At 59.9% G+C, this 26,362-nt stretch carries 27 protein-coding genes and 1 riboswitch; of the genes, 15 read left to right on the top strand and 12 right to left on the bottom strand.

What is annotated here, in order from left to right; genetic code table 11:
* Positions 1–50 precede the first annotated feature (50 nt).
* The 11 genes from G6K99_RS20440 to G6K99_RS20390 form a co-directional block, all read right to left on the bottom strand.
* A complete protein-coding gene (locus tag G6K99_RS20440; protein ID WP_174197689.1) occupies positions 51–2,054 on the bottom strand; it encodes an acetyl/propionyl/methylcrotonyl-CoA carboxylase subunit alpha in 2,004 nt (667 codons plus the stop codon).
* A gap of 10 nt (positions 2,055–2,064) precedes the next feature.
* Entirely contained in the window at positions 2,065–3,597 is a 1,533-nt protein-coding gene (locus G6K99_RS20435) for an acyl-CoA carboxylase subunit beta (protein ID WP_113111475.1), read from the bottom strand.
* A 214-nt stretch (positions 3,598–3,811) separates the two neighbouring features.
* Positions 3,812–4,705, bottom strand: a complete 894-nt coding sequence (locus G6K99_RS20430; protein WP_174197688.1) for an NAD(P)-dependent oxidoreductase — start codon at positions 4,703–4,705, stop codon at positions 3,812–3,814.
* A 95-nt stretch (positions 4,706–4,800) separates the two neighbouring features.
* Complete coding sequence (locus tag G6K99_RS20425; RefSeq protein ID WP_113165411.1) at positions 4,801–5,010, bottom strand: hypothetical protein; 210 nt, start codon at positions 5,008–5,010, stop codon at positions 4,801–4,803.
* Positions 5,010–5,804 carry an exodeoxyribonuclease III gene (xth, locus tag G6K99_RS20420; RefSeq protein WP_062578035.1) on the bottom strand — a complete coding sequence of 265 codons (795 nt, stop codon included), beginning with the start codon at positions 5,802–5,804 and terminating at the stop codon, positions 5,010–5,012. The genes G6K99_RS20425 and xth overlap by 1 nt, the downstream gene beginning before the upstream one ends.
* Positions 5,805–5,978: 174 nt before the next feature.
* Complete coding sequence (locus G6K99_RS20415) at positions 5,979–6,590, bottom strand: general stress protein (RefSeq protein WP_062459654.1); 612 nt, start codon at positions 6,588–6,590, stop codon at positions 5,979–5,981.
* A gap of 46 nt (positions 6,591–6,636) precedes the next feature.
* The gene (locus G6K99_RS20410) at positions 6,637–6,951 is read right to left on the bottom strand and encodes a hypothetical protein (protein WP_062459650.1); all 315 of its coding nucleotides are present in this window, start codon (positions 6,949–6,951) and stop codon (positions 6,637–6,639) included.
* 148 nt (positions 6,952–7,099) lie between these two features.
* Positions 7,100–8,251 (bottom strand): mandelate racemase/muconate lactonizing enzyme family protein, encoded by a 1,152-nt coding sequence (locus G6K99_RS20405; protein ID WP_174197687.1) that lies wholly within the window; start codon positions 8,249–8,251, stop codon positions 7,100–7,102.
* A gap of 53 nt (positions 8,252–8,304) precedes the next feature.
* A complete protein-coding gene (locus tag G6K99_RS20400; RefSeq protein ID WP_174197686.1) occupies positions 8,305–8,946 on the bottom strand; it encodes a ThuA domain-containing protein in 642 nt (213 codons plus the stop codon).
* Positions 8,947–8,968: 22 nt separating this feature from the next.
* The gene (locus tag G6K99_RS20395; RefSeq protein ID WP_174197685.1) at positions 8,969–10,069 is read right to left on the bottom strand and encodes a Gfo/Idh/MocA family protein; all 1,101 of its coding nucleotides are present in this window, start codon (positions 10,067–10,069) and stop codon (positions 8,969–8,971) included.
* Positions 10,070–10,108: 39 nt separating this feature from the next.
* On the bottom strand, positions 10,109–11,314 hold the full coding sequence (locus G6K99_RS20390; protein WP_174197684.1) for an ROK family transcriptional regulator: 1,206 nt from the start codon (positions 11,312–11,314) through the stop codon (positions 10,109–10,111).
* 206 nt (positions 11,315–11,520) lie between these two features.
* Between G6K99_RS20390 and G6K99_RS20385 the strand changes: the two genes are divergently transcribed.
* The 8 genes from G6K99_RS20385 (at position 11,521) to G6K99_RS20350 (ending at position 20,200) form a co-directional block, all read left to right on the top strand.
* Positions 11,521–12,828: an ABC transporter substrate-binding protein gene (locus G6K99_RS20385; protein WP_174197683.1), complete on the top strand. Its 1,308-nt coding sequence runs from the start codon at positions 11,521–11,523 to the stop codon at positions 12,826–12,828.
* A 113-nt stretch (positions 12,829–12,941) separates the two neighbouring features.
* Positions 12,942–13,841 (top strand): carbohydrate ABC transporter permease, encoded by a 900-nt coding sequence (locus tag G6K99_RS20380; RefSeq protein WP_092663466.1) that lies wholly within the window; start codon positions 12,942–12,944, stop codon positions 13,839–13,841.
* Positions 13,834–14,682, top strand: a complete 849-nt coding sequence (locus G6K99_RS20375) for a carbohydrate ABC transporter permease (RefSeq protein WP_062578048.1) — start codon at positions 13,834–13,836, stop codon at positions 14,680–14,682. The genes G6K99_RS20380 and G6K99_RS20375 overlap by 8 nt, the downstream gene beginning before the upstream one ends.
* Before the next feature lie 17 nt (positions 14,683–14,699).
* Positions 14,700–15,764 carry an ABC transporter ATP-binding protein gene (locus G6K99_RS20370; protein WP_092663091.1) on the top strand — a complete coding sequence of 355 codons (1,065 nt, stop codon included), beginning with the start codon at positions 14,700–14,702 and terminating at the stop codon, positions 15,762–15,764.
* 75 nt (positions 15,765–15,839) lie between these two features.
* Complete coding sequence (locus tag G6K99_RS20365) at positions 15,840–16,298, top strand: hypothetical protein (RefSeq protein ID WP_162728390.1); 459 nt, start codon at positions 15,840–15,842, stop codon at positions 16,296–16,298.
* A gap of 44 nt (positions 16,299–16,342) precedes the next feature.
* On the top strand, positions 16,343–16,840 hold the full coding sequence (locus tag G6K99_RS20360; RefSeq protein ID WP_244631551.1) for a copper chaperone PCu(A)C: 498 nt from the start codon (positions 16,343–16,345) through the stop codon (positions 16,838–16,840).
* Positions 16,840–17,424: an SCO family protein gene (locus tag G6K99_RS20355; protein WP_244631550.1), complete on the top strand. Its 585-nt coding sequence runs from the start codon at positions 16,840–16,842 to the stop codon at positions 17,422–17,424. The genes G6K99_RS20360 and G6K99_RS20355 overlap by 1 nt, the downstream gene beginning before the upstream one ends.
* A 232-nt stretch (positions 17,425–17,656) precedes the next feature.
* On the top strand, positions 17,657–20,200 hold the full coding sequence (locus tag G6K99_RS20350; RefSeq protein WP_174197682.1) for an EAL domain-containing protein: 2,544 nt from the start codon (positions 17,657–17,659) through the stop codon (positions 20,198–20,200).
* Between the two features lie 106 nt (positions 20,201–20,306).
* Here G6K99_RS20350 and G6K99_RS20345 read toward each other — a convergent pair whose 3' ends face one another.
* Complete coding sequence (locus tag G6K99_RS20345) at positions 20,307–20,552, bottom strand: DUF2934 domain-containing protein (protein WP_062459613.1); 246 nt, start codon at positions 20,550–20,552, stop codon at positions 20,307–20,309.
* A 160-nt stretch (positions 20,553–20,712) separates the two neighbouring features.
* A riboswitch (TPP riboswitch) is annotated at positions 20,713–20,815 on the top strand.
* Between the two features lie 133 nt (positions 20,816–20,948).
* On the opposite strand from G6K99_RS20345, the gene G6K99_RS20340 reads away from it, so the two are divergent.
* Genes G6K99_RS20340 through G6K99_RS20310 form a run of 7 tightly spaced genes read left to right on the top strand, consistent with a single transcriptional unit; the run spans position 20,949 to position 26,352 of the window.
* Positions 20,949–21,713, top strand: coding sequence for an ABC transporter permease (locus tag G6K99_RS20340; RefSeq protein ID WP_174197681.1), 765 nt, complete (start codon positions 20,949–20,951; stop codon positions 21,711–21,713).
* Positions 21,714–21,729: 16 nt separating this feature from the next.
* Positions 21,730–22,674, top strand: coding sequence for an ABC transporter substrate-binding protein (locus G6K99_RS20335; protein ID WP_174197680.1), 945 nt, complete (start codon positions 21,730–21,732; stop codon positions 22,672–22,674).
* A complete protein-coding gene (locus G6K99_RS20330; protein WP_174197679.1) occupies positions 22,674–23,414 on the top strand; it encodes a hydroxyethylthiazole kinase in 741 nt (246 codons plus the stop codon). Before G6K99_RS20335 ends, G6K99_RS20330 begins: the two co-directional genes overlap by 1 nt.
* Positions 23,404–24,063, top strand: a complete 660-nt coding sequence (gene thiE, locus G6K99_RS20325; protein ID WP_174197678.1) for a thiamine phosphate synthase — start codon at positions 23,404–23,406, stop codon at positions 24,061–24,063. Before G6K99_RS20330 ends, thiE begins: the two co-directional genes overlap by 11 nt.
* Entirely contained in the window at positions 24,060–24,860 is an 801-nt protein-coding gene (thiD, locus tag G6K99_RS20320) for a bifunctional hydroxymethylpyrimidine kinase/phosphomethylpyrimidine kinase (protein WP_174197677.1), read from the top strand. Before thiE ends, thiD begins: the two co-directional genes overlap by 4 nt.
* Entirely contained in the window at positions 24,857–25,651 is a 795-nt protein-coding gene (locus G6K99_RS20315; protein ID WP_244631549.1) for an ABC transporter permease subunit, read from the top strand. Before thiD ends, G6K99_RS20315 begins: the two co-directional genes overlap by 4 nt.
* Positions 25,648–26,352, top strand: a complete 705-nt coding sequence (locus tag G6K99_RS20310; RefSeq protein WP_174197675.1) for an ATP-binding cassette domain-containing protein — start codon at positions 25,648–25,650, stop codon at positions 26,350–26,352. Before G6K99_RS20315 ends, G6K99_RS20310 begins: the two co-directional genes overlap by 4 nt.
* The last annotated feature ends 10 nt before the right edge of the window (positions 26,353–26,362 follow it).

The raw sequence follows: 26,362 nt of genomic DNA, 5'->3' as shown, positions 1-26,362 counted from the left end.
ACCCTGTGTGTGGGCGTCGATACCGTTTCCTGAGAAATCGTCGGCGGGCCTTACTCGAATTCCATGATCAGTTCATCAACCGCAAGGCTCTGGCCGGGCAATGCTGTCACCCGCTTCACCACGCCACGACGTTCCGCCTTCAGGACATTTTCCATCTTCATCGCCTCGACAGTCGCCAGCGTCTGACCTGCTTCCACCTGATCGCCCACGCCGACCGTGACCGAGGTGATGACGCCGGGCATCGGGCAAAGCAGCATTCGCGACATATCGGGCGGGACCTTGACCGGCATCAGGCGTGCAAGCTGCGCAACACGCGGTGAACGCACCCGCGCCCTGACATCCATACCGCGCCAACGTAGCCGGATGGCCGATCCGATCAGATCGATTTTCACTTCGGCAACTCTGTCACCGATGGTAAAACTGGCAAGTCGCTTGCCGGGCAGCCAGTCCGAAGAGATCGCGAAGCGACTGCCATCTGCAAATACGACGGCGCTTTCTGCCGATCCGGTCTCGATCGTGACCGTTTCCTCAGCGTCTGCCAGCGCCACGATCCAGTCCTTGGCCGCCACGCGGCGAGCGGTCGCAAGCGTTCCTGAGATCTGCAGCGCCCGCTGCCTGATCATCTGATGCGCAAACGCCGCAATCACTGCCAGCGTCCGCAACGCATCCGCATCGGGATGCACACCGGAAAAGCCATCGGGAAACTCCTCGGCGATATAGGCGGTCGTCAAGTTGCCGGAGCGGAAACGCTCCTGGCTCATAACCGCCGAGAGGAAGGGTAGGTTGTGGCCGATGCCCTCGACCTCAAAACCGTCGAGCGCAGTCGCCATCGCATCGATCGCAGCCGTCCTGTCTTTCGCCCAGGTGCAGAGCTTGGCGACCATCGGGTCGTAGTACATCGAGATCTCGCCACCCTCGAAGACGCCGGTATCGTTGCGCACGATCGTGCCATCGTGCTTGACGCCCTCGACCGGTGGACGGTAGCGGCTGAGCCTGCCGATCGACGGCAGGAAATTGCGATAGGGATCTTCGGCATAGAGCCGGCTTTCGATCGCCCAGCCTTCAAGCTTCACGTCGTCCTGGCTGAGGGCCAGCTTTTCACCGGCCGCGATTCGGATCATCTGTTCGACGAGATCGACGCCGGTAATTAGCTCCGTCACGGGATGCTCGACCTGCAGCCGGGTGTTCATTTCGAGGAAGTAGAAATTCCTGTTGCTGTCGACGATGAATTCGACTGTGCCCGCGGAGAAATAACCAACGGCCTTTGCGAGCAAGACGGCCTGCTCGCCCATCGCTTTCCGGGTCTGCTCATCGAGGAAAGGAGACGGCGCTTCCTCGATGACCTTCTGGTTTCGCCTCTGGATCGAGCATTCGCGCTCCCCGAGATAGAGCGTGGTCCCGTGCTGGTCGCCGAGTACCTGGATCTCGATGTGACGCGGTTGCGTCACGAATTTTTCGATGAAGATGCGATCGTCGCCAAAGGAAGACTTCGCCTCGTTTTTGGATGACTGGAAACCCTCCCGGGCTTCGGCATCGTTCCAGGCGATCCGCATGCCCTTGCCGCCACCGCCGGCAGACGCCTTGATCATGACCGGATAGCCGATCGAGGAGGAAATCTTTACGGCCTCATCGGCATCCGCAATGAGATCCATGTGACCCGGCACGGTCGAAACGCCCGCTTCGGCGGCGATCTTCTTGGACGTGATCTTGTCGCCCATCGCTTCGATCGCCCTGACCGGCGGACCGACGAAGATGATGCCGGCTTTCTCGAGCGCTGCTGCGAACAGGGCGTTTTCCGACAGAAACCCGTATCCAGGGTGGACGGCATCTGCGCCTGTTTTCGCGACGGCATCGAGAATACGGTCGATGACGATATAGGACTGGTCGGAGGGCGCTGGACCGATATGAACCGCGTCATCCGCCATCCTCACATGCAGCGCATCACGATCAGCGTCCGAATAGACAGCGACGGTTGCGATACCCATCCGCTTGGCGGTCCGGATGACCCGGCAGGCAATTTCGCCGCGATTGGCGATCAGGATTTTCTTGATCATGCTTAGAGCCTCACAGCGGGATTGTGTCGTGCTTTTTCCAATGGGTCTGCACCTGCTTGTCGCGCAACGAGGCAAATGCCCTTGCGATACGACGGCGCGACGAATGCGGCATGATCACATCGTCGATAAAGCCACGCTCTGCCGCGATAAACGGGTTGGCGAACCGTTCCTCGTATTCCCGGGTGCGGGCTGCGATCTTGTCCGGATCGTCAAGCTCCGACCTATACAGGATCTCGGTCGCACCTTTAGCGCCCATAACGGCGATTTCAGCCGTCGGCCAGGCATAGTTGATATCGGCGCCGATATGTTTGGACGCCATCACGTCATACGCGCCCCCATATGCCTTGCGGGTTATCAGCGTCACCATCGGCACGGTGGCCTGCGAATAGGCAAACAGCAGCTTTGCGCCGTGCTTGATGACGCCGCCATATTCCTGCGCCGTGCCCGGAAGGAAGCCCGGCACATCGACCAGCGTCAGCAGCGGAATGGAAAACGCATCGCAGAACCGCACAAACCGCGCCGCCTTGCGCGACGAGTCGATATCGAGGCAGCCGGCCAGCACCATCGGCTGGTTGGCAACGACGCCGATCGTCTGTCCTTCCATGCGAATGAAACCGGTGATGATGTTTTTCGCAAATGCTTCCTGGATCTCGAAGAAGTCGCCTTCATCGGCAAGTGCCGTGATCAGTTCCTTCATGTCATAGGGCTTGGCCGCGCTATCTGGGATCAGCGTATCGAGCCGCATCTCCAACCGCGACGGGTCGTCATGGACAGGGCGAACCGGGGGCTTCTGGCGATTGTTGAGAGGCAGAAAGTCGAATAGCTGCCTGACCGCTTCCAGCGCTTCCACGTCGTTTTCGAATGCGGCATCCGCGACCGAAGATTTCTGAGTATGGGTCGTGGCGCCCCCCAGTTCTTCGGCGGTCACGATCTCGTTCGTTACGGTCTTCACCACGTCGGGACCCGTCACGAACATATAGGACGTGTCGCGCACCATGAAGATAAAGTCGGTCATGGCAGGCGAATAGACGGCGCCGCCGGCGCATGGTCCCATGATCACCGAGATCTGCGGGATGACGCCGGAAACCTCGGCATTGCGGCGAAACACTTCCGCATAGCCGCCGAGCGAGGCGACGCCTTCCTGGATGCGAGCCCCGCCGGAATCGTTGAGGCCTATGACGGGCGCCCCGACCTTCACCGCCATATCCATGATCTTGCAGATCTTCTGGGCATGGGTTTCGGATAGAGACCCGCCGAGCACTGTGAAATCCTGGCTGAAGACATAGACCTGGCGCCCGTTGATGGTGCCCCAGCCGGTCACGACACCGTCGCCGGCCACCTTCTGTGTCTCCATGCCGAAATCCGTGCAGCGATGGGTGACATACATGTCGAACTCCTCGAAGGAGCCCTCGTCCAGCAGGACCTCTATCCGCTCGCGCGCCGTCAGCTTGCCCTTCGCGTGCTGGGCGTCGATCCGTCTTTGGCCCCCTCCGAGACGCGCCTCAGCCCTGCGTTGTTCCAGCTGTTCGATTATCTGCAGCATGCGTTGTCGTCTCCCATCCCCTCGTCCCCGTGCCCCAGCTAAGACTGATGCGACAGCGGCGCGCCTTATGCCTTCGCGATCAAAGATGAAGCTGCGGCTTCGTCTAGAACTATTGCTAACCGCTTGCCGGAGATGACGCCAGCCCCTCCGATAGGCTGACGTCCGCATCCATTTCAAGTTCCCCCGCCCTCGCGGAAGCGGACAATCTGGCAGCTCAGCGTAGCATATATCGCCGCCAGGGATGCTCTTCGCGGAAGCCTAAAACTTCGCGGGCCTTGCGGTTCGAGAGCGGCGCTTCATCCCGACCCATCTCGCGCCAGACCGGCGTATCCGGACAATATTTGGCGAGGAATTCGGCGGTTGGCAGCTCGGCGGTGATCGTGTCGTTGACTGCGTTGAAGACCTGATAGCCAAGCCCGTCTTTCTCCAGGCAGAGATGGACGATCTGACCAAGGTCGCGCGCGTCGATGTAGCTCCACGCATTGCGTTTTCGCGACATCGGCTGTTCAAGGAAATCTGCGAAATCGTCGTATTCGTCAGGCTCGATCACGTTTCCGATGCGCAGAGCATAGACGTCGGCTCCGTAGCGCATGGCAAAGGCGCGAGCGGTTTTTTCGTTGACGACTTTCGACAATCCGTAGCTGTCCATCGGATCGCTGTCGTAATCTTCTTCCAGCGGAAACGCGTGGAAATTCTTGTCACCTTCGGCAAAGCAGACGCCGTAGGTCGTCTCGCTTGAAGCAATCACGACTTTGCGTACGCCGAGCTTCATGGCGGCTTCCAGCACGTTATAGGTGCCCATGACATTGGCTTCGAATGTTTTGTTATCAGGCTCGATCAGCACGCGTGGAACGGCTGCGAAATGGACGACCGCATCGGGTGCCGATGGTGGTGCGCCGTCTTCGAAGCCGGAGAATCCGAAATGCGTCGTCAACGCATTGAAGACCTGGCCGCTGTCGGTGATATCCGTGATCAGCGTATTCACGCCGGGCATATCGAGCGGTTTCAGATCGACATTCAGGACCGAGTATCCCTTCGCCAGAAGATACGATACCGCATGCTTGCCGGCTTTTCCGGTGCCGCCAGTGAAAACGATCCGCTTTGTCATGTTTCTGTTCCCTTCCCATATGTGAGCCATAACCGCCATGCCGGGCGGTCATGGTAGTCCGCGGCAACGTGATCGTCACGCCCCTCCGCGCAGCCTTACGTCGCAGCCGGCCAATCGTTGGCGGGTTCCTCGACAACAGCCTTGTCGCTGGCGCGATCAGGCTCATCGGTTTTCGGAAGCCGCAGATCGACCCCTGTCTTTGCTACGACATCGAGCACATCGCTCTGGGATGCTCCAGCTGCAACGTATTCGTCGACGAGTGCCTCAACCTTCTGGCGAAGTTCGTTTGTCCAATGGCCTTCCATCACTCAGCTCCTTTTTTAAGATCGTCTAACAACTCTATCCATACAGGTGCATGGTCGCTCGTGTGGGCCCAGCCCCGAACATGCGTGTCGACCTCGGCTCGCGAGAGGTCGTCTGCGAGACCTGGGCTCAACAGGAAATGGTCGAGGCGAAGTCCTGCGTTTCGCCCATACGCATTCCGGATGTAGTCCCAGAAGGTGTAGATGCGCTCGTCGGCATGTAACCTGCGAATGGCATCCGTCCAGCCCTGCGCGAGAAGCTCCCTGAATTCATCGCGAACTTCGGCCCGGAACAACGCATCATCTGTCCATCGCTCAGGCTTATAGACGTCGAGTTCGGTCGGTATGATGTTGTAATCACCCGCGATGACGACCGGAACGTCTAATTCTATCAGCTCGGCGGCATAGTCCTGCAGTCGCGAAAGCCACGCGAGCTTGTAATCGAATTTCGGGCCGGGTGAAGGATTACCATTCGGAAGATAGACGTTGCCGACGAGGATACCGTTCACAAGGGCTTCGATATATCGGCTTTGGACATCGTCAGGATCGCCAGGGAGGCCCTTTCGAGTCAGCAGCGGCTCTTCGCCGCGCGCTAGAATCGCCACGCCATTCCAGGATTTCTGCCCGTGCCACACGGCGCCGTAACCGGCTGCTTCAATGGCTTTGATGGGAAACTTTTGATCAGGCGCTTTGAGCTCCTGCAGACACACGACATCAGGCTGCGATTCCTCCAGCCACTGGAGGAGGATATCGATCCGCCCGTTGATGCCGTTGACGTTGTAGCTGGCTATTTTCACGCGAATTGTACCCGAGTGCTACTATCGAGTTCGCGGCCCAGCCTAAATTTGCGGTGCTGCGTGTTGGTTTTGACAAAGCACAAGTTGACAGATCGATGCCGCCTTGCGCAGTCGCCGGCAATTGCCCGGCATAAAGAAAGGGCGGCCATGAAGACCGCCCTTTCAGAATATGGATCAGATCGGAGTGTTGGTGCGGTAGCGACCGCGCTCGGCGTCGATCTGGTCCTGTGTGTAAGGATCAGCCTTGTCGTCGAACTGCGACCAGCCATCATTGGTGTATGCTGTGCGACGCTCGTTGAGATCGACAGAACGCGAACGGGTCAGGATCGCTTCAGAAGCCACTGCCTTGTCGTCATCGACCTTGGCGACGACCAGCGAACCGCCGCGGCGTACGCCTTCGGCATAAAGGTGGGCGTCCTTCTCCGACACACCGGATTCGATCATTGCACCGACGATACCGCCTGCTGCGCCACCGGCCACTGCGCCAGCGACAGCACCGGCTGCCGTTGCTGCAAGCCAGCCAGCTGCTACAACCGGGCCAACGCCTGGAATTGCGAGCATTCCGAGACCGGCCAGAAGACCACCGGCGCCACCAGCGACGGCACCGATGCCAGCGCCTGTGCCCGCGCCTTCAGCAGCGTTGCTGCCCTGGCCTTCGATATCTTCTTTGCCGTTCTTGTGCGACACGATGCTGATGTCGTCGGATGACACGCCAGCATCTTCGAGAGCCTTCACCGCGGCGCGGGCGTCATCGTAGCTGTCGTAAAGTCCAGTAATGGTACGCATGGGAATTTCCTCTTCGTATTCGTTATTGTTGTTGGGACGATCAGGCTTACTTCGCCATCACCACATTGCCCTGGAAGTCCAGCGCCACGTTGCCGTGCTTGCCGTCCTTGGTACCCATGGCGCGCCAGATGCCCTGGTCGTCCAGCTTGAGACCGGAGACTTCCGCGTAACCGGCTTCCTCGATTCTCGATTTTGCCTGCGCCTCTGTGAAGCTGTTCTTGCCAGCAACCGGTGCGGCCGGATTTGTTTCGCCGGAGGTGCTCACCGCTGGTGTCGTCTCGGTCGTCTTAGGCTCTGTCTGAGCCAGAACGGCGGATGCCGAAAGAAGGACTGCAGCGAGGCCAAAGCTAAGTTTTTTCATGGTGTTCCTCCAAGTTCTGCATTCACTTTCGAATGCGCGGAGGACAACCCGCGGAGCCGGATTTTGTTCCGTTGAGATTAGGCACGGCGGATCAACCAAGGACGCGCATCCGCGTTCACCCACGATACGAACACGGTTGGTCCCGATCTCACCAGTTGGTGAAAGAGCCGTCATCGCGGCGCAGGTGCGGCGGCTCGCTGTATTCGAAGCTCGACGCCTGAAGAAGCGATTCATTGACATCGACACCGAGACCCGGCTCGTCCGGCACGCGGTAGAAGGCTCCATCCATCCCGATCTGTTTCGGGTAGGTTGCGGGGTCACCGAAACCCAGCTGCTCTGTCGGTGAGTTGCGGCATTCCAGCCAAGCGAAGTTGGCGACGGCTGCGGCAAGGTGGACGGAGGCCGCCGTGCATACGGCGCCAAGCGGCGCATGCGGCATGAGGTCGACGTAATGCGCCTCGCACCAACCGGCAATCTTCATCGCTTCGGTGAAACCGCCGACATTGCAGATGTCGATGCGGCAGAACTGCAGGAGGTCACGTTCGACATAGGGAAGGAATTGCCATTTCGACGAAAACTCCTCGCCGATAGCAAACGGTATCTCCGTCATTCTGCGCAGTGCTTCGTAGGCACCGGGCGTCTCGTCGCGGATCGGTTCCTCGATGAAATCCAGAGTGCCCCGCGGCAGCTTTTGACAGAACGAGGCGGCCTCGGCGACGCTGAGGCGATGATGGTACTCGACGCCAAGCGTTATCTCATGACCCACGGCCTCGCGCACCCGCGTGACCCACTCGGCCGTCGTCGCGATCGACTCGCGTGGTTCGAAACGATCGCTATTTTCCTGGCCGGTGGCGATCATCCGGATGCACCGCCAGCCCTGGTCCTTCAGGAGCAGCGCCTGCTCCACCATCTCAGGTCCCGGTTCGGCAGAGGTCGTTGCGAAGGCCGGCACCCGCTCGCGCTGCCGGCCTCCGAGCAATTGGTACACGGGCACTCCGAGAGCCTTACCCTTGATATCGTGAAAGGCGATGTCGAGGGCAGAGATCGCGGCCGTCAACACCCGGCCGCCCTCAAAATACTGGCTTCGATACATCTCCTGCCACAGCGCGCCGCAATGCATCGGATCGCGACCCATCAGAAACCGGCTGTAGTGATCGATCGCCCCGAGAACCGCCTTCTCTCGATATGACAGGCCCGACTCGCCCCAACCATAAATCCCCTCCTCCGTTTCCACTTTGAGAAGCAGTTGGTTGCGAACACCCAGTTTGGTGACATAGGGCTTGATTGCGGAGATTTTCATGAGAGCCGGGCCATGCTTGTCGGAGATCGGGCGGACTGAGCGTCAGGAGACCATCAGCGCGCCGCCCAGTTTGCACCACGCCTGAAGATCGTCCGCATCTGCGGCACCTCGAATTCCTTCGCCACGTGGCCGAGCGACGAATAGAAGACGCGTCCTTTGCCGTAATTGCGCTTCCAGACGACAGGCATGACAACACCATCGATCCAGGACGCGTGATCGCCATTGAACGTTGTCGTCGCCAGCACCTCGTTCGAGGGGTCCACATGCATGTAATACTGCTCGGACGTGTAGGGGAAATCGCCGATCCCCTGCATCAACTCGTCGTCCGGGCGGGTCACGTTGACGGTGTAGTCGATGATGTTGCCGGGATGGGCCACCCACTGGCCGCCGATGATGAACTGGTATTCGACGCATTCGCGAAACGCGTCACCGGCGCCGCCATGGTAGCCGGCGATGCCGACACCGTTTTCGACTGCAGAAGCGAGGTTCTTTGCCTCCTCCTTCTCGATCTTCGACATGGTCATGATCGGTACGATCAGAGACAGGTCGTGAATGGAAGGGTCTGCAAACGCTTCCGTCGTGTTTTCCAGATAGACCTTGAAGCCGTCCTCCTGAAGAATATCCCTAATGACATGAGCGCATTCCTGCGGTTCATGCCCGCTCCAGCCACCCCATACGATCAAAGCTTCGCGCATATCAGTCTCCTCCAGTGTGGTGTCAGCGGGCGAGCTGCCCGTCTATCAACGATTGCGAAAGCGGCGCGGGCCGCTCCGGCTTGGTGGTGATGTCAACGGTCTGCCCCTTGTCTGCCGCGGTGCCGAACGCTTCCATGACCTCGAGGACATGCAGGGCGAGATCGCCGCTTGCCCGATGCGGGCGGTCGGACAGGATGGCATGAGCCATGTCCGCAACGCCGAGCGACCGGTAATTGCCATCCGCATAGGGTTCCGTCGTCGGCTGCAGCTCGAAGCTAGCGCCTCTCTTCAGCAGCTGAATGTCGCCGCCAAAATGGTTCGGATCGGGGACGATCAGCGTTCCCTCGGTGCCATAGACTTCGAGCGGCACATGCTTGTGGCCCGCGACATCGAAGCTCATGCTGATCTGCACCACGGCGCCGTTTTCGAAGGCCATGACGCTCGAAACATGCGTGGGAATATGCACTGGGATCTTCTGCCCGTTGCGCGGTTCGCTGGTGATCGTGCGCTCGTTGCGCGGAGTGACCGCAAAGCCTGCAACTTTGGCAACCGGACCCAGAAGGTTGACGAGGTCGGTGATGTAGTAAGGTCCCATATCGAGCATCGGCCCGCCGCCGGCTTCATAGTAGAAGTCAGGGTTTGGATGCCAGCGTTCGTGCCCGGGGCACATGAAGGTGGCGGTTCCGCCAACCGGCGTTCCCAGCACGCCCGTATCGATGATCGACCGGGCTGTCTGGTGCGAACCGCCAAGAAAGGTATCCGGCGCTGCGCCGATCCGGAGACCAGTCGACTTCGCGGTCTCCGCGAGCTTCTTGCCTTCTGCAAAGGTAATGCCGAGAGGCTTTTCGGAGTAGGTATGCTTGCCATGCGCAAGGGCGCGAAGACCGACCTCCACATGCGCCTTTGGCACGGTGAGGTTGACGATCAGCTGGATCTCCGGATCGCCGAGCAACTCATCGATGCTCTTGGCCGCAAGGTTGAACTCGCCGGCTCGCTGCTCGGCCAGACCGTGATTGAGGTCGGCGATGCCGCGGATGTCGAGGACCGGGAAAGATGCCATCGCTTTCAGATAGGCTGACGATATGTTGCCGCATCCGATGATGCCGATGCCGAGTTTTTGCATAGTCTCCTCCCAAAGTTGCAAATATGTGGTTCGCCTGCGCTAGAGGCTCGAAGCGGGACCTGTCGTTCCCCAGGGCGACTCGTAAAGCTCGCGCAACGCGACGACCGCCGCGCCCTGCGCCCACGCCTCGTCGGTCGACTGGTCGAAAACCAGTTCGGCGACTTCGCTGATCGAGCTCGGAATAGCGCGGGAATAGGATTGCTGCAGGCTGTCGGTAAACGCGGCGCCAAGGCCCAGCGTCGAGCCGACGATGATGACGCGGGGCGGACCGAAGAGTGTGACGATGTTGGCAATCGCCAAGCCGACCGCTTCGCCGGCCCTTACGGCAGCGCCCGACAATGGGTTGTTCTCGGTGGCGATCAGCGCTTGTGCATGCGCCATGCCGCGCCCAAGCCTGACGGCTTCGGCGAAATGACCGACCATTTGCTGCTCACCGAAAATGGCTGTCTCGCCCGCAATCGCCGAAAGCCTGAGCGTCTCCTCGGATGTCGCCCCGAGCACCAGATCGCCGAGATTATGACTGAGACCACCAGCGCCACGGAACACCTGGCCGTTGTGAAGAAGTGCAAGGCCCAATGTCTGCTCCAGCGAGACGATGACGAAATCGTCGAGATCCCGGGCCTGACCGAACCAGTGGTGCGACAAGGCGATCGCGTGCGCATCGCTTTCGACGATCGTCGGTAGGCCAAGCCGGCTCGTCATCTCCTCGGCAAAATTGATATCCGTCTCGCGAAAGATCGGGCTGGAGCGCACCTTTCCGGTGCGATGTTCGACAACGCCCGGCAGGCCCAGGCACACTGTGTCGATGTCGCTCAGCGAAATCCCGGCATCGACGATGCACCGGCGCACGCCGTCTTCGACCAGATCGCTGATGACGGCGATCGGCAACCTGTCAACGCGGACCGGAATGGTGAGCTGCGACAGAACCTCGCCGCAGAAATTCGTCAGGGCGAAAACAAGACGATTGGTGGCGATCTTGGCGCCGACGACGCGTGCCGCATCCGGGTTGAGCTCCAGCATCACGCGCGGCCTGCCGCGGGCCGCCGTATTTCTGATGTCGCCCTCATGCCTGGTCAGGATCAGCCCGTCGTCGAGCAGCGATGCGGTGATAGCCGAGACGGTCGTGGTCGACAGCTGCGAACGTTCGCTGATCTCGACCCGGGAAATCGGGCCGCGCCTGCGGATCTTGTCCAGCACCGTGAAACGATTGATCGCCCGCATCAATTCTGGATCTGCAGTCTTCATGGAAAGCCGGATGCCCGTATCGCTATGACGTTTGATTCCGATATTTATGTCGGATCGCGAATTAAATAGCGTCGACGAACTGCCTCTTGTCAAGCCAATGTGAGCAAAACTTCAGCGGGTGCGGTTGACAATGATGTAAATGTCGTTTGAATTAATCCGCATAAGGGAAAAATTGAGGATGGTTGTTTCCCTTTGGAGGAGGAAGAATGACCTATCACCACAACGCAACGTCCTATACGGGCGTTCGGATCACTGCGCTCGCCGCAGCCACTGCACTTTCGACGCTTTTCGGGACCCATACGGCAACTGCTGCACAAACGGTCGTCAAGTGGATGCACGTCGAAACCGTACCCGCCTATATCAAGACGTGGGAAGACATCGCCAAGAAATATGAAACGCAGCATCCGGATGTCGATATCCAGCTGCAGTTTCTCGAAAACGAAGCGTTCAAGGCCAAGTTGCCGACGCTTCTGCAGTCCGACGCGGCGCCTGACTTCTTCTACAGCTGGGGTGGCGGCGTTCTTCGTCAGCAGTCCCAGACGGGCGCCCTGATGGATCTTACGGAGGCCATGAACGCGAATGGCGGCGAATGGGCCAAAACCTACAAGCCAGCCGCCGTCGCCGGCCTGACATTCGATGAAAAGATCTATGCCGTCCCGTATCGCATGGGCACCGTCAACTTCTTCTACAACAAGGAGTTGTTCGCCAAGGCGGGCGTCAAAGCCGACGACATCAAGACCTGGGACGATTTCCTGGGAGCGGTCAAGACGTTGAAGGCTGCCGGCATCGCACCGATTGCAGGCGGCGGTGGCGATAAGTGGCCACTGCATTTCTACTGGAGCTTTCTCGTCATGCGCAATGGCGGTGAAGAGGTGTTCGAAGCCGCCAAGAACAAGGAAGGCGAAGGCTTCATGCACCCGTCCGTGATCAAGGCCGGCGAGCAACTGGCCGAACTCGGCAAGCTTCAGCCGTTCCAGAACGGCTATCTCGGCGCCAACTGGCCGCAGACGCTCGGCGCATTCGGCGATGGACGCGCAGCGATGCTTCTCGGTTTTGAAAATACCGAGCCCAACCAGCGCAAGAACGCTGGCGACGGCAAGGGACTTGCTGCCGAAAACATCGGTCGCTTCGCCTTCCCGACAGTCGAAGGCGGCGCTGGCAAGGCGACCGATACGCTTGGCGGCCTGAACGGCTGGGGTGTCACTAAGAACGCGTCTCCTGCGGCTGTCGATTTCCTCCGTTACCTGACTGGTCAGGAAATGGAGCGAAGGATGGCTTCCGAGGGGATGATCATCCCTGCCGCTGTGGATGCTGAGGAAGGCTTGAAAAACCCGCTGATGCGGGAATCTGCGGACCAGCTCGCCGCATCCACCTGGCACCAGAACTTCTTCGACCAGGATCTCGGTCCATCGGTTGGCCGCGTCGTCAATGATGTCTCGGTCGAAATTCTCGCCGGGCAGATGACCGCCGAAGAGGGAGCGCAGGCAATCCAGGACGCGACCGAACTGGAGTAAGCCGACAAGCCGGTGGCGGCGAGCGCCGTCACCGGCGAAGGCACCCCTGAATTGGTGCGACAAGGATAGACCGGATGAACAACATGACCGCGAAGATCAGCGGCGCCTCCGTCATGGGTGTGCCGGAAAAGGTGCGCTACAAAAGCCCGACCGCGCGTGGCCGATTGCCGGCGCTGATCATCTTCCTGCCGCCCGCCCTGCTTCTGTTCACGCTCTTTGTGATCCTGCCCATGGGCGAAGCCGCGTGGTACAGTTTCTATCGCTGGAACGGCTACGGCACGCCGACCGAATTTGTGGGCGTTCGCAATTTCGAGGTGCTGTTCAACAACGCCGCCTTTTCGACCGCTTTGATCAACAATGGCCTGATCATCGTCGTGTCCCTGCTGCTGCAGGTGCCGCTGGCAATCTGGCTGGCGGTGATGCTCGGCAAGAAGATCAGAGGCGTCGTCGCATTCCGGCTGATCTTCTTTCTACCTTATGTTCTGGCCGACGTGGCCGCCGGTCTCATCTGGCGCTTCGTCTATGACGGTGACTATGGATTGTTCGCCGCAATCGCCGGCTTTCTCGGCGTAGCGACACCGTATGTTCTAGCTGACAGGGATCTTGCGATCTACGCGGTGCTGGCCGTCGTCATCTGGAAATATTTCGGCTTTCACATGATGCTGTTCATCGCCGGCCTCCAGTCGATCGACAAGAGCGTCATGGAAGCGGCCGAGATCGACGGTGCGACCGGCTGGCAGAAATTCCGCTACGTCACCTTGCCACTGCTCGGATCGACCGTGCGCCTGTCCGTCTTCTTTGCCATCATCGGATCGCTGCAACTGTTCGACCTGATCATGCCGCTGACCGGCGGCGGTCCGTCGAACTCGACGCAGACCATGGTCACCTTTCTCTACACCTACGGCGTCACGCGCATGCAGGTCGGATTGGGAAGCGCCGTCGGCGTCGTCCTGTTCGTCATTTGTGTAACGATCGCCTTCGGTTACAAAAGGATATTCATGCGCAATGACTGACACATCGTCCACAGTCCGCGTGTCCACGGCCACGCGCCTCTATGTCTATGTTTCGCTGTCGCTGGTCGCTGCCGTCGTGCTGGTGCCGCTGGTCACGACGGCGCTAGGCGGCTTCAAGACGCTTGGCGACCTCCGGCTCAATCCGTTCGGGCTCCCCAGCGAATGGGTCTGGTCCAACTACATCGATATCCTGTTCGGCGAGCGCTACTGGCGCCAGATGATGAACTCGCTGATCATCGCCGGTGTCACCGTGTTCCTCACATTGGTCGTCTCGTCGATGGCGGCTTTCTGCTTTGCGCATATCCGCTTCTTCGGCTCAAACCAGTTGCTCAACTACTTTCTGATCGGGCTGATGTTTCCGGCAGCAACGGCAATTCTCCCGCTGTTCATCCGTATTCGCGATCTTGGCCTGCTCGACTCCTATTGGGGCGTGATCCTGCCGCAGGTCGCATTCGGGCTCGGTATGAGCATCCTTCTGTTCCGCAACTATTTCCGCAACCTGCCGGAAGAGCTGTTCCAGGCGGCCTTTGTCGATGGCTGCGGCTATATCCGCTTCTTCTGGTACATATCGCTGCCGCTATCGCGGCCGATCGTGGCTACGGTTGGCATCGTCACCTTCGTCAGCAGCTGGAACAGCTACATCCTGCCGTTGATCATGCTGAATACCGAAAGCAAATATCCGTGGCCTCTCGGCATCATGGTCTATCGCGGCGAGTTCGGCACCGATTGGCAGCTGGTGCTTGCCTTCATCACGCTCACCATCCTGCCGACGATCATCGTCTTCTTCCTGGCCCAGAAACACATCATCGCAGGCCTAACCGCCGGCGCCGTAAAGTCTTGAAATGAGGGATTAGCATCATGGCATCGGTTGGCCTTACAAACGTTCGCAAGAGCTACGGCGCGCTCCAGGTGGTGCACGATATCTCGCTGTCGGTCGATGACGGCGAATTCATCGCCCTGGTCGGGCCGTCAGGCTGCGGAAAGTCGACGCTGCTGCGCATGATCGCGGGGCTTGAAGACATCAGCGACGGCGAAGTCACGATCGGCGGCACGGTGGTCAATGCCATGACGCCGCGGGAACGCAACATCGCGATGGTCTTCCAGTCCTACGCACTCTACCCGCACATGACGGTCGGCGAGAACATGGGCTTCAACCTCAAGCTTGCCGGTGTCACCAAGCCTGACATCGCGACCCGCGTCGGAGAAGCTGCCCGCATGCTGGCGCTCGAGGATCTGCTGGACCGCAAGCCCAGCCAGCTTTCCGGCGGGCAACGGCAGCGCGTCGCGATGGGACGGGCGATCGTTCGCGATCCGGCAGTCTTTCTGTTCGACGAACCCTTGTCCAATCTCGACGCCAAACTGCGCGTGCAGATGCGCACCGAGATCAAGGCGCTGCACCAGAAGGTCGGCACGACGTCCATCTATGTGACGCATGACCAGATCGAAGCGATGACGCTTGCCGACCGGATCGTCGTTCTCAATTCCGGCCGCATCGAGCAGGTCGGCACGCCGATGGAACTCTACCGGACGCCTGCCAACCTCTTCGTCGCGGGCTTCATCGGCTCACCCGCGATGAACCTGCTCGACGGCACGATCGACGGCGAAAACGACAGACCGGTCGTTCGTCTGGCGGAAGGATCCGCAATCGACATTTCGCCGCTGCGCAAGGTCCGTCGCGGCCAGAGCGTCAAGCTCGGGCTCCGCCCCGAACACCTGACGGCCGGCGGCGACAATATCGGTGGAGAAACGCTGCTCGTCGAACCGACGGGCGCCCAGACGCATGTGCTGTTTGAATTTGCCGGCCAGCAGATGACCGCCATCGTCGATGGAGACCACCCTGTCCGACATGGAACGCAGTTTCGCGCCGGCATCGACAAAAACCTCGTCTATGTCTTCGACCGGGAAAGCGGCGTGAGCCTCTGACGCCAATTTAGCGCTGCACGTGATCGGGAGGGTCGTCTGCCCGCGCGGCTCATCTGCGTCACAATGTCCTCGTGGTTGCAACGCATTGCATGGGTTGCCGTAACTCATTATGACCTTGGGCTGCATGATGAGCTGATAGGCGAGATGATCCGGTGTTTTGGGCAGATTAGACAGGTAGGGTTGCGCATTCTCTGCAGCCTTGCGTTTCTGCTGCTTGGATTTGCCAATTCTAATCCGACCGCCAATGCGCGCTCGATCGAGACCATCGCGATTGCGTCCTACATCCTCCCGGACGGAAGTCTGCCTGATCTTTGCCTTCCCTCGGAAGCCGGGAAGCACCATAAAGGTGAAAGCAAGATCTCCTGCGACGGCTGCCGGCATGTGACGGCATCAATACTGCCACTGCCGACAGATACGTTGGGTGCGCCGATCCTGCGCGAGATCGTGCACGCGCATTGGCAATCCAACGAAAGCCTTTCTCGGTTCGTCCTGCTGACCGGCACCTCGGCCAGAGGGCCCCCTCTTCGTAGCTGACGGAATAAGCAAAACCGATTCTGCTACGTCAAAGGCGAATACCCATGTCGACAATCCGAGCGAAATTTCTTGTAGCGGCCGTGGCATTGATGCTGCCCGGCACCGCCTCTTCCCAGCACATGCATGCCCACGGGGCCGGCGATATCACGATCGAATCCGCATATTCCCGCGCCATGCTGCCGGTAGCAAAGGTCGGAGGGGGCTACCTGACGATCAACAACGCCGGCGCGGCCGATCGACTTGTCGGCGCGAGGTCGGATCGTGCCGAAGAAGTCCAGATCCACGAGATGAAGATGACCGGCGCCGTGATGGAAATGCGGGAACTGGACAAGGGCATCCCCGTGCCGGCCAAGTCTACCGTCAAGCTGGAACCCGGTGGCTATCATTTCATGTTCACGAATGTCTCTAGACCTTTCAAGGAGGGCGAGACGCTGGCGGTCACGCTCATCTTTGAAAAGGCCGGGCCGATCGAGGTCGATTTTGCCGTCGGACCGTTTGCCGGTGCGCAAAGGCCTCACGCCGCTCATGAGGGTCACCACTGATGACGAAGAACCCGTTCATGCTGGTTGCCACAACGATCTCGGCAATCTTCATCACTGTCCTCGTCGGAATCCTCTTCTTTACGTTCAAGGATGAGCCAAGAAACACCACATTCAATACCGCGTTTTCTCTGATCAACGATCGGGGAGAAGCGGTCGATCAGTCGATCTTCAAGGGCAACCCGTCACTGGTCTATTTCGGCTACACGCATTGCCCGGAAGCCTGCCCGACGACGCTTTATGAAGTTGCTGGATACCTCAAGGAACTGGGTGAAGATGGCCTGCCGATCAAAAGCTACCTGTTCACGGTCGACCCGGAGCGAGACACCCCTGACATCATGAACGGCTATGTCACGGCGTTTTCCGACCGGATCACGGGGGTGACCGGAACGCCTGAGGAGATCCGGCGGGTGGTGGCCGGATGGCGCGCATTTGCGGAAAAGAAGCCGAACAAGAGTGGTGGCTATTCCATGAGCCACACGATGGACCTGTTCCTGATCGGTGCGGATGGCAGGTTGAAGGGGCTCATTCCCTATGGCTCGGATCCCGACGCCGCCATCAGCAAGATCCGCAGCGCGCTCCTGTAGTCTCACGAGCGCGGTCATAGCTCATGGCGGCCATCGAACCAATGTAGATGCCGACAGATACGCATCGTTTCTTAAATTAAGCCATGCTAATCTATTCTTAAGCGGTCTCTGACATTGCTTTTCCGCAAGTGTGGAAAGTGCCATGATCTCTGGTCGACATATCGGTCCGGCAAATCGGAAATCTGCACAGCAGGTTTTGACGAAAGGACCCGCGTCCGCCAAGGACGGCATCTTGTCGAAGCGACGACTTTCCGAAGCCCTCTCAACCGATGCGATCTGGCCGGCATTTCAGCCGCTTGTCGATCTGCAGAGCGGTGCGATCATCGGCTTTGAGGTCCTTGCGCGTTGGACCGATTCTGAAGCAGGTGCCATCGCACCTTCAGATTTCATTCCGTTCGCCGAAACCAGCAATCTGATCGGGGCTTTGACGCAAAAGATCGTCCAGGATGCCTGTCGCAAAGCTGCAAGCTGGAGGGGAGACTTTGTCCTCGCGATCAACCTGTCGCCGACGCAGTTTCAGGACCCAGACCTCTTCCACTTTCTGGCTTCGATAATCTCGGACACCGGGTTTCCGATGAACCGGATCCATATCGAAATGACGGAAAGCGCACTGCTCGATGACGATACAGTCGTCAGGGAAAACATAGCATCGCTCAAGTCTGCCGGCATGGGCATCTCCCTCGACGACTTCGGGACCGGCTTTGCCAGCCTGACGCGGCTTCACGCGTTCCCCTTCGACAAACTGAAGATCGACACAAGCTTCGTGCGCTCCATGCAGCATGACAGCGGCAGCCGGAAAATCGTCGCCTCGGTCATTGGGCTGGGGCAAAGCCTTGGCATGACGGTTGTTGCCGAGGGCGTTGAAACCGAAGAACAGGCAGAAATGCTGAAGCGCCTTGGTTGCGACGTTGGACAGGGGTGGCTGTTTGGCAGACCTGTCGACGGTGATGCGACAGAACGGCTTCTCGCTGTCAGCAAGCAGAAGCCACTCACGGAACGCCGCGGAACCGGCTCGCTGTTCCAGCGGGTCCATCAACTGGAAACGCTCTATGAGGCGGCACCGGTCGGTCTCTGCTTTCTCGATTCAGACTTGCGCCATGTCAGTGTAAACAATCGGTTCGCTGCAATGCTGGGATTAACGCCCGAGCAGATGATCGGGCTCACCGTTCACAGTTTCATGCCGGCACGAGAGGCGCGCCGGGTCACCAAAGATCTTCAGCGAGTCCTTGCGGGCGAGCCTTTGATTGTGGACGAATATCGTCCGCCCGGAAGTGAGAACATTCTCCTCGTGGTGAACCAGCGGGTCGATGACGACGCAGGCGAGCCGATCGGCATTTCGGTCACGGCGATCGATGTTACCGGTCACAAATCGATGGAAAAGGCGCTGACCGAGACGGAAGACCACGCACGATGGTCGATCGAACTCAGCCCGAACATTCCCTGGTCGAGCGATGCCGAAGGCATTGTCAATTTCATGGGGCCAACGCCAGACCCGACGATGTCCAGGATGCGTGACCGGATCGCGGACTGGTACGGTCGGATGCATCCGGACGACAGTTTGCGGGTTCGGCGGGAATGGCTTGGATGGCTGCCATCCGGCGACCCATTCGAAACCAGGTTTCGCATGCGTCTGCACGACGACAGCTGGCGATGGATGGTCAGTCGGGCAAAGCCTCATCGCGATGCGACCGGCAAGATCGTGAAATGGTACGGCACCATCACCGAGATCGTGCCCACGGAGGTCCCGCTGGACGGGAAAGTATCCGTGAAGGCTCCTCATGTCTGGCATGATCCGGACCAGGCTGATGTCCTGCCGACGCAACACTTGATCTCAATGCTGATGAGGATGTTTGAGTCCGCGCCCATTGCCATGGCCATCACGACGAGCGACACGAAAACCTCGAGCTACGTCAAAGTCAACGATGCCTATCTGAAGCTCACCGGCCTGAAATGGGACGAGATCAACGGAAAGAAGCTGATTTCCGAGGGTGCCGCGATCGACAATCCCGCCCGCGACAGACGGCACCGGCTATTGCGCGAGGACGGCGCCTACGAGCTCGAAGATGTTGAGATTGCTCATTCGGATGGTACGATCATCCCAACCCTGATTTCCGCGCAACGCACGATCGTCGATGGCGTTTCATTCGATGTGGAGGTCATTGTCGATGTGTCTGCCCGCGTCAGGCAGCAGCGCGCTATCGAAAGCGCTCTGAAAACCTCCGCGCAGACCGATGCCCTGTCAGGTCTCCCAAACCGAGCCTGTTTCGATGAGGTTGTTGCCGGAGAGGTTGCCCGCAACCTGCTCAATGACAGAAAGCTCGCCATCGCCTACATCGATCTCAACGGCTTCAAGATCGTCAACGACAGTCTGGGGCATTCCGCAGGCGACGAAGTCCTGCGAACGATCTCGGCGAGACTTCGCGAAAGTTTCCGAGCAACGGATTTCATCGCCAGGGTCGGAGGAGACGAGTTTGCTATTCTTCTCGACATGGATCGCAAGTTTGCGGGCGATATGCAGACGCATATTCAGGAAACGATGGAAAGGGTGTTCAAGCCGATCCCCATCGATGGCCAGGTGACATTCACGGGTGCCGCGGTCGGCGTTACGTTCCTAAAGGCCGAAGACACGCCGCAAACCTATGTCAAACGCGCTGACGACTATATGTATCTGGCGAAAGCCACCGGAAAACGGGTGGCCGTCGTGTGTTTCGGTCAGGTTCTCGATCGCCCGACGACGCATAAAGTGGACCGGACGAACGGGTTTTGTGACGGCTGAAGTGTGTCGACGGCCGAACTATCGGCAGCCGATATTTCGAGGTGTTGTGCCAACCCCTTTCATGCAGGGCAGGTCTGATACCTATCCAGACTACCGCTGGTCGACGTCAGTCCGGCGCGACTGACGACGGAGGCCGGATTGTGGCGGCATCGTCGGCCGCTGCATCGTTCTCTCCACCAAACGCCGCATCAGCCTGCTGGTTGACCTTGGTCACATCGTCGCTTTCCTGATCCGACATGTCGGCTGGATGCTCGGAACGCTTCCAGTGATCGTCATGGGACCCTTCAGGACGGCCTTCTTCCTCCCACAGTCTGTAGGCCCGTTCGCGCTGTTCCTGTTCTCTATCGGTCATGGTTGCTCCTCCTAAGTTGCGAAGACATAACCAGCGGACGGGCCCCGGGTTTCCGGGAGGCGGATGACATAGAATAAAATTTTTGTCACCTCGCCGCGCAGGCTCTGCCGGACAGCGATCGCAAGCGATTGACAAAGGCCGTTTCTTTGTCCAACCTTAGCGTCATTCCGAGGGGAGCATCGAACGGTGCTGAGATGGCGGTGAGCCGGACCCTTGAACCTGATCCGGGTCATACCGGCGTAGGAACGGAAACGGCGCAATACCGCACCTCTTTCTTATTCTCCGCTCGCCTGGATCTCCATGATGTCAAGGTCAGGAGATCAGCCATGCTTACGCTCTCGAGAAATACCCGAATAGGACGAATGCGGTTCGACGGTTTCAACCCGCGTCGCTGACATGCAGTCCCGGTTTGCAGCCCTCGGGCTTTTTCTGCTGCTGGTGGGCTGGCAGATAGCCGTTCAGGTCTTTTCGCCGCCACGCTATCTTTTGCCGTCACCGCTCGCGGTGGTGCAGGCATTGGTGCGTCAGAGCAGCTTCCTCGCTCATCATACCGCTGTCACCATCACCGAGATTTTTGCAGGTCTCGTCGCCGGCAGCATCTTCGGTGCGGCGGTCGCGTTTCTCGTCGTGGCATTCCCGCGGGCCGGCAGGCTTGCCTGGCCGATCATCCTTATCCTGCAGACCTTTCCGGTCTTCGTGCTGGCACCCATCCTGGTGCTCTGGCTCGGTTTCGGCATGGCGTCGAAAGTGATGATGACGACGCTCGTCATCTTCTTCCCGGTCGCCTCCGCCTTCGCAGATGGCCTGAGGCGGACGGAACCGGCGATCCTGGAAGCCGCCGCGCTGACAAGCGCGACGCCCTGGCAGATCCTTGTGAGGCTCAGAACACCGCTTGCGCTGCCGGCGCTCGTGTCCGGTCTGCGCGTCGCCGTGCCGCTCGCGCCGCTGGGTGCCGTGATCGGCGAATGGGTCGGGGCTTCAGCCGGGCTCGGCTTTGTCATGGTTCAGGCGAACGCCCGGATGCAGACCGACACCGTTTTCGCAGCCATGACCATCCTGGCCCTGACCAGCGTCGCGCTGCGCCTGGGTTTCGACCGTCTCGTAAAGGGACGCCCCCATTGGGCAATCGAGACCGAACAACAGACACAGTTATCATCGTGAGGAGAGACGACCACCCATGAAACGCATGCTTCTGGCCTTTGCCATTGCCCTATCCGTGAGCATGATTGCGTCCGCTAGCCAGGCGGCAGAAAAGCTCACCGTCATGCTTGAATGGTTCGTGAACCCGGACCATGCGCCGCTCGTGATTGCCGCCCAGAACGGCTATTTCGAAGACGCCGGCCTCGATGTCGAGCTGGTGCCTCCCGCCGACCCGTCGACGGTGCCTCGCCTCGTTGCCACCGGCCAGGCCGATATCGGCATCCACTACCAACCGAACCTCTATCTCGACCGTGCAGCCGGCCTGCCGCTCAAGCGAATCGGTACCCTCGTCGAAACGCCCTTGAATACGGTGACGGTTCTCGCCGATGGCCCGATCAAGAGCCTCAAGGACCTGCGCGGCAAGAAGGTCGGCTTTTCCGTCACGGGTTTCGAAGATGCGATGTTGAAGCGCATGCTCGAAGGCGAAGGCGTTGCACTTACCGAGGTCCAACTGATCAACGTCAATTTCGCCCTCTCGCCGTCGCTGATCGGCGGCAAGGTCGATGCCACGCTTGGCGGTTTTAGAAACTTCGAACTGACGCAGATGCGGATCGAAGGGCACGAGGGTCGTTCCTTCTTTCCGGAAGAACACGGCGTCCCTGTTTATGACGAGCTGATCTTCGTGACGCGCGACGCGCTTGCGACAGATCCCCGCCTCCCCCGCTTTCTCGAATCCGTCGAGAAGGCTGCGATCTTCCTGACCAATCACCCGGACAATGCCTGGAAGCTGTTCATCAAGGCCTATCCCAACCTCGACGACCAGCTCAATCGGCAGGCGTTCACCGATACGCTGCCACGTTTCGCCAAACGGCCTGCAGCGCTTGATCGCGGCAGATACCAGCGTTTCGGTGAGTTCATGGCAGCGAGCGGCCTCATTCCGCAGGCGCCGCCGGTCGAAGACGTGGCGATCGAAATCCGGTGATGACAATGAACAATTACCCGACGCCGCAACAGGCCGGCGATCTTCTGGCACGTGTGCGGGCCCGGCGCCCACGCGTCCATTGTCTGATGAACACGGTGGTGCAGAAATTCGTCGCCGATGGTCTCACCGCGATCGGCGCCATTCCGTCGATGACCTCCTCCCCGGATGAAATCGTCGGTTTCGTCTCGAAAGCGGATGTCCTCGTCGTCAATCTCGGTACACTGGATGCAGACCGTCGCAAGGTCATCGACCTGGCCGTCGATGTTGCAATTGATCAGGGGAAACCATGGATCCTCGATCCCGTGCATAGCGATTATTCCCCGGTCCGGCTTGAGTTTGCAAAAACATTGATCGCCCGCGGGCCGACGGCCCTTCGCGGCAATAGCGCAGAGATGGCGCTGTTCGGAGACATAGGCGAAAAACTGACAATCGAGACCGGTGCTCACGACCGGCTGACCGATGGCACACGCACCGTCACTGTCCGCAACGGCCATAGATGGATGGCGGATGTCACCGGGACCGGGTGCCTTTCAGGCGGCATCATCGCTGCCTTTCTTGCCATCGAACCGGATGCACTGGCTGCGGCCGCTGCGGCCTTGGCGACGACCGGTGTTGCAGCCGAACAGGCCGCCGAGCACGCGCGCGGCCCCGGCAGTTTCGCCGTTGCTTTCCTGGATGCGCTGTCAGCGCTCACGGCCGAAGAGCTCAGTTTGCACGGAAGGATCGACCATGAAACTTGACTACCGACTGAACCCGATCGTCGATGCCGGTCTTTCCGATATCGGCGATCTCGTGGATCTCGCAGCAATCGCCGCTCGAAACGGCGCGACGCTGATCCAGTACCGCGACAAGACCGCCTCCACCCGGCAGATGATCGACATGGCGATAAGCATCAAGGCTGCCCTCGAAGGCACCGGCGTGCCGCTGGTGGTCAACGACCGTGTCGATGTGGCGCTCGCTTCAGGCGCTGACGGCGTGCATCTGGGTGCTGACGACATGGATGCGGGGACTGCACGGCGGCTGCTCGGCCCCGACGCCATCATCGGTCTCACCGTCAAGACACGTGCCGATGCGGAACGCGCCGGACGAGCGCAGGCCAGCTATGCCTGTATCGGCGGAGTGTTCGAGACCCTGTCGAAACAGAACCCCGATCCTCCGGTCGGCCTCGACGGTTTTCGGGATCTGCGCGAACGGTTGCGAAAACTGAATCCGACCCTCCCGGTCGGCGCGATCGCGGGCATCGGGCTGGAGCAGGTGCGGAGCGTCATCGACGCGGGGGCCGACGGTGTCGCGGTCATTTCGGCAATCTTCCGCGCACCGGACCCTGCAGACGCCTGCCGCAGTTTTCGGCGCCGGGTGGATGATGCTCTGAGCGAGGTGAAACGATGACATCCGTTGCCATGACAATCGCCGGCTCCGACAGTGGCGGAGGTGCCGGCATTCAGGCCGATATCAAGACATTTTCCGCACACGGTGTGTTCGCGACCAGCGTAATCACCGCCGTGACCGCCCAGAACACGCGGGGCGTGAGCGCCGTCGAAGACATCTCGGCGACGATGATCCGAGAGCAGATGCGCGCAGTGCTTGCAGATATCACGGTGCATGCGATCAAGATCGGCATGGTGTCCCGCTGCGAAACAATCCACGCGGTTGCCGGGGGGCTGACACACTATAACGGTCCCGTCGTCCTCGATCCCGTCATGGTCGCCACCTCGGGCGATCGGCTGCTGCGCGAGGATGCGATCTCGGCCCTCATCGCCAGCCTCGTGCCAAGAGCGACGATCGTGACGCCGAACCTGCCGGAAGCAGCACTGCTGACCGGCATGCCTGTTGCGCAAACCCGATCGGATATGGTCCGGCAGGCAGAGATGATCCTGAACGCCGGCGCCCGTGCCGTGCTGATCAAGGGCGGTCACGGGTGCGGCCCCGACAGCATCGATCTCTTGTTCGATACGTCAGGCGTGACGGAGTTTTCTTCTCCCCGTGTCGATACGAAAAACGACCATGGCACAGGCTGCACGCTTGCGGCGGCGATCACCGCCGGCCTCGCCCGCGACCTGTCGTTGCATGAGTCCGTTGGCGCTGCAAAAACATATCTTCAGGACACTTTGATTGCCGGAAAAGCTCTTTCTATCGGCGGCGGGCATGGCCCGGTCCACCACTTCTACAAATGGTGGCCGGCATGAACCGAGCTATGGCGGGTCCGGCGAGGCCCGGCCGCCTGGCGCAATTCGCGTCGCGGCTCGCCTCGCCGATTGCCCTCCTCGTCATTTGGCAGATCGCCAGCATGACGGGACTGCTGTCGCCGCGCATTCTGGCCGGACCGGGCGACATCGTCGCGACAGCCAGCCGCCTCATCGCGTCCGGTGAACTGATCAACGGGCTGATCGTATCGTTCCTGCGGGTGCTTGCAGGCTTTTCGATTGCGCTCGTCGCCGGGATTGTTCTGGCTCTGATCTCCGGCCTGTCTCGGTTCGGAGAAGCGGTGATAGACCCGCCGATCCAGATGCTGAAGGCGATGCCGTTCCTGGGTCTTCTGCCACTATTCATTCTCTGGTTCGGGATCGGCGAGATGCCGAAGATCGGGCTCGTCGCCTTCGGCGCCATCTTTCCGATCTACCTCACCCTTTATGGCGGCATTCGCGGCATTGACAGGAAGCTGATCGAGGCGGGGCAGACAATGGACCTCGGCACGACAAGCATCATTCGCCATATCATCATTCCAGGCGCCCTCCCCTCGCTGCTCGTGGGCGTCCGATACGGCCTCAGCGTCGCCTGGCTCAGCCTCGTCGTCGGCGAACAAATCAATGCCGCAAGCGGCATCGGATACACCATTTCCTATGCCCGCGACTTCCTGCAGACCGATGTCATCGTCGTCTGCCTTCTGGTCTACGCGATCCTCGGCCTGCTGACCGACGGTCTCGTGCGCGTGATCGAAGCTTATGCGCTGCGCTGGCGTCCGGAGGTGATCGGGTGAGCCCCCTCGTCGACATCAGGCAACTCACCCGCTCGTTCGGCGCCGCCGCAGTTCTCGACGGCATCGACCTCACACTGGCGCCCGGCGAATTCGTGGCCCTGCTCGGCCGCAGCGGATCCGGAAAAACCACGCTTCTGCGCATTCTGGCCGGTCTCGACACCGCTCCAGCCGAAAAGCTTCAGCTCACCACACGGCGTTCAGTGGTTTTCCAGGAACCGCGCCTGCTTCCGTGGAAAAGTGTGATCGACAATGTCGCGCTCGGTCTGCGCCACCCGGATGCCCGAACGCTCGCCACACATGCACTGGAGGAAGTCGGCCTGTCCCACCGGGTCGATGCCTGGCCACTGACGCTCTCAGGCGGCGAGGCACAGCGGTCGGCGCTTGCGCGGGCTCTCGTGCGTGAACCCGAATTGCTGCTGCTGGACGAGCCCGTTGCCTCTCTCGATGCGCTGACGCGGTTGCGAATGCATGAGCTCGTCCTCGCGCTGTGGCGCAAACATCGTCCAGCCGTGCTGCTCGTCACCCACGACGTCTGGGAGGCCGTCGCACTTGCAGACCGCATCCTGGTGCTCGATCAAGGACGTTTCATCCGCGAAATCAAGGTCGATATCGACCATCCCCGTCGCCGCGACGACCCCAGAACAGGCCGCATCGAAGCGGCGCTTCTGGAGGAGCTCGGCGTCCTTCCCACGCAAGACTGACTTCCGTACC

The sequence above is a fragment of the Neorhizobium sp. AL 9.2.2 genome, from assembly GCF_013317225.1.
Classification (GTDB): domain Bacteria; phylum Pseudomonadota; class Alphaproteobacteria; order Rhizobiales; family Rhizobiaceae; genus Neorhizobium; species Neorhizobium soli.
The sequence above is the reverse complement of the archived record's forward strand: the minus strand, read 5'-3'. Positions and strand labels throughout refer to the sequence as shown.